Origin of the sequence: Chamaesiphon sp., assembly GCF_041737865.1 — a bacterium.
Lineage (GTDB): Bacteria > Cyanobacteriota > Cyanobacteriia > Cyanobacteriales > Chamaesiphonaceae > Chamaesiphon.
Map to the genome: position 1 here is coordinate 1 of NZ_JBGSQZ010000009.1, position 3,960 is coordinate 3,960.

Annotated in this window: 3 protein-coding genes; 1 reads left to right on the plus strand and 2 read right to left on the minus strand. The window is 47.7% G+C overall.

The window, feature by feature from the left end; translation table 11 throughout:
- Positions 1 to 70: 70 nt before the first annotated feature.
- Together ACEW9J_RS00555 and ACEW9J_RS00560 are read right to left on the minus strand one after the other, a co-directional pair.
- Positions 71 to 409 (minus strand): hypothetical protein, encoded by a 339-nt coding sequence (locus ACEW9J_RS00555; RefSeq protein WP_373543208.1) that lies wholly within the window; start codon positions 407 to 409, stop codon positions 71 to 73.
- 78 nt (positions 410 to 487) lie between these two features.
- Complete coding sequence (locus ACEW9J_RS00560) at positions 488 to 3,646, minus strand: strawberry notch family protein (protein WP_373543209.1); 3,159 nt, start codon at positions 3,644 to 3,646, stop codon at positions 488 to 490.
- A 52-nt stretch (positions 3,647 to 3,698) separates the two neighbouring features.
- Here ACEW9J_RS00560 and ACEW9J_RS00565 point away from each other — a divergent pair, with 52 nt between their 5' ends.
- Positions 3,699 to 3,881 carry a hypothetical protein gene (locus ACEW9J_RS00565; RefSeq protein WP_373543210.1) on the plus strand — a complete coding sequence of 61 codons (183 nt, stop codon included), beginning with the start codon at positions 3,699 to 3,701 and terminating at the stop codon, positions 3,879 to 3,881.
- The last annotated feature ends 79 nt before the right edge of the window (positions 3,882 to 3,960 follow it).

Consider the following 3,960-nt stretch of genomic DNA (forward strand, 5'->3'; position numbering starts at 1 on the left):
CGGATTCGATGATTAATTTGATTTCAATGTCATAGGTGCAATCATATTCTCACTTATATTTAAATTACACTCAAGGAATATCTAATAATTTGCGGACTAGATCTATCAGTTCTCGTCCTTGAAAAGTTGGTTTTCCATGAATCCAATCGTCTCCCAGCCAAAACTTTGGCTGTTTACCACCTTTGTGAGTGTGTGAAAACGGATGAGTCGATCCGCCCCAAATTCCAAATTCATAGGCAATCGCAGCTTCTAATTCTCGATCTGTGAGTCCTTGTTGTTTTCGGGCACTCCATCGTTCCTTGGCACCAGAAAAGGAATGTAGAGAACTCAACAAACACTTAATTTTAGGAGTATTTAGATCGATCTCTTCTACTGCTTCTGGAAATAGTTCTAACTGAAAAGTATTCATATAATCAAAATCGATCAAAAAAAAAGATGTAGCTGTCAACTATTTGTTGACAGCTACATCTACGACAAAATAATAAGACTATTTCAATAACAGATCGATAATTTCTACGGCTCGATCCACTGGAATAAACACCCGCATCCGACAGTTCAACATCTCACTAAAACAGCCGATACTCCGCAGCCAATCTAAGTCACTACGATCGTAAACATCCAGAATCTCCAATCGATCTTCACCCTTAAAGTAATTACGTTGCAGCTTCCACTTACCCCCGATCGTGTAACTACTTTCACCCTCCCAAACTAGTTGGAAGATCGTCTCCGCATCCAGCGTTTCACTGCTATCCACACCAAATTTCGCCAGTACGCTACCGATATCCTGCGCCTCGATCGCCCGTCCCAGCAACACCCGTCCGTCGTTAGCCTGAAGCCGACAAACTTTGGGCGATTCCACGGGTAACTTATCCCAAACTGGTAACAGCAACCCACAAATCAGATAGATTCGCTCTTTGACAAACGCTGGAGTTTGGGAGATAACATGGTTCCAAGTCTGCCAAAAGAACTCATCTGGCTCCACCTCTGCCCATCTCACCTCGAAATCCGGCAGATCCACTCGTTCGTACTCGCGATTGCCCACTGGATAGCGGACGTAGACGGTATCTACCACCCTCCCCGTCCGCGTCGTCCGCGCATCCGCTACCACAGCTACAGCGACCGCCTGGGTCTTAGTGTGGCGATAATAGAGATAGCCCTCTAGCACCAACTGTCTGGCTGCAATTGCGGGGAGAATTCGCGGCTTGCTTAACTTGTCGATACTGTGGCAAATCGTCTCGCTATGATTTTGGGTAGCGATAACTTTGGATTCAATAATTTCAAAACCGTTATCTGAGTACAGCGTCTCCAACCCCCGATCGTAGATTCCCGCTGCTTTAGCTTGGGCGATCCGCTGTTGAATCCGCTGCTCGAATTCGCTAAATACCAGATTCTGAACGTCGATCGGTAATGCCAGTAGTCGATTCAAGAACGTGGTAATCTTGGGCAGATTTCCCAACGCAATTGCCCCACTCTCACCCGTCAGTTTCAGTCCCGTCCGCTGCTCGAATTCAGAGATCGAAATTCCCTCAATTTTACCCGCGTTTAGATCGGCGAAGAACTCACCGAGCGCGACTTTGGCATACTGACTACTGAAGTTATTGACTTCCTCATCAAATAGCCCATTATTGGCGGTATCCCGTTGTCCCTTACTAATCGCACCTAATTGTCCCAGACGACTGGCGATCGTGGCGGTAAATCGATATTCACCTTTAACGTTAGTCGTTACTAGCACTACCTCTGGCGGATGAGCTTGATTCGATCGATGAGTGCGTCCGAAACCTTGAACGGCAACAATCGCTTGAAACCCAGACTCAACCAGATAATGCCGTCGCACCCGTTGGTTGTGACAGTTGAGATCGGCATGATACGATCGACCAGTTCCACCAGCACTAGAGAAGATCAAGATTTGCTTGCGATCGCCTTGAAATGCCTCGGTTTCAGCGATACTCGCACTACCGTTCCGAGTCGCCAACTGATAGCGATCGTCCTTGAGGATAATCCGCTTGCTCCGTCCGGTAATTTCTGCCACGTTCTCGTGACCAAAGTGCCAATTTAACTGGTCTAATAGCCCCGTTATCGGTGGTAACAGAGATAAATCCTCAATTAACCGCTCTCGCATTTCTAAAGCCTCCTGACAGACCACAGGCTCACCTGTGGCTTCATCTTTAACAATCTCGCTGCGGTTGTTGCCGTTATCATCCACGTACTCTGTATACAGATAAACGGGGAAGCTGTTAATCATATAATCGGCAATGATTTCCCGTGATGTAAAATCGATCGCGCGTAAATCTCCCCACTCGCCCGTTGGAGTCTGCGCCAGCTTTCGGTCTAGCATCGCCTCATTAGTACTTACCAATTGAATCACACAAGCCTTACCCGCAGCTAAATCTGCTTCGATTGCGGCAATTAGGGTGGGTGCTTTGGCAGCACATAATAGAGAATTAAAGAACCGCTGTTTTAAGGACTCGAATTGGGAGTAAATATTACACTTGGCACGAGAATTGAGACATTTTCCCTCTCGATCCTCAATCCCACTCGCTACTAATGCTTTGTCCAAATCTCCATGAATTACTTGAAAGGCTCTAGCATACACATCCCAATTCTGCTGTTGATCTCTAGTCAGTGCGTGAGTCAACGTCTGAAAACTCACCCCCTCAAAACTCAACGTCCGCGCGATATATTTTCCCGTCCGCTTTAAATCCTGAGCTAATACTTCCAACCCCGCCACACCTGCGTTGTCCATCTTGCTGATAAATTGGTCGCGGGAGGTAAAGGGAAACTGATTGGTCATCCACAGCCCCAACCGCTGACAGTAAGCTAGGTTCGAGACTTTACTGGCACCTGTCGCCGAGAGATAAGTTACCCGCGCATCCGCCAACCTGTCGATGAGATGGGTTCCCGCCAACGCTTGAGCCGAAGCTTTAGTCTGTCCCCGTTCGGTAGTTTCACCAGAGCAGTTGCCCATTAAATGCGCCTCATCGACACAAATCGCCCCATCGAAATCTTCCCCCACCCAGTCGATGATCTGCTCTACCCGCGATTTCTTGGTACCTTTGGCACCAGTTCTCAATCCGCCAAAGGTGACGAATAGGATGCCTTGAGTCAATTTAATCGGTTCTCCCAGCTTGAATTTGGAGAGCGCGACAACCTGTTCGGCATTTCCACCCAACCGCACCCAATCCCGTCTGGCATCTTCAATTAGCGGTTCGTTCTTGGAGATCCAAATCGCTCTTTTTCTACCATCACACCAGTTGGAGAGAATAATCAACGCCGCCTCAACACCTTTACCTACGCCTGTAGAATCGCCAATAAAGTAGCCCTGACGGTGGTATCTGCCATCTACATCGTCTCCATTGGCAAATACTACGGACTTATGCTCGGAAATCCGCCACTTGGTATCGAGTAATTGACTGTGCGCTGCGGTGGCATAAATTAACGCTTCGAGTTGCGCTTGCGAGGCTAAACCCTCTTGTAAGATTCGTGCGGGTAGCTTGACGGTACAGGTAGGATAAGTGGAGGTGACTGCTGCCATCGATACGGATTCGGCTAATGCGGTGGGGTGGGGTGCAGAGCCAGGAATATCGATCGCACTGGGCTGATAAGGTTGATATACGCCATCGGTAAAGACTGAATTCCGCTCTCCCACTTGCTGATATTGGAGTTCGACAACTTCACCAAACTGGGTTTTAGGAAGAACTGTGACGGTAGCTACTGGCAGAATTGGTTTGACGACAATCTGCGCCTCAGTTGTCGTTACCGCATCCCCACCGAGTAACTGGAATAATGGCAGAGTACCGAAGGGATTTGTGTGGACGCTGGCGAATAACCTGAGTTCGATGAGGCTAGCCTCATCATCAAATCAATTACCTGACTGTGTTTGAGCCAATCACTACCAATCCTCAAAAACTAAGTGTTTCATAAATTATTATCAATAAGCTCTGCTTGTTGATAATTAGCGGT

Coding starts and splice junctions, on each gene's coding strand:
- ACEW9J_RS00555 (WP_373543208.1), bottom strand. CDS start 409: ATGAATACTTTTCAGTTAGAACTATTTCCAGAAGCAGTAGAAGAGATC.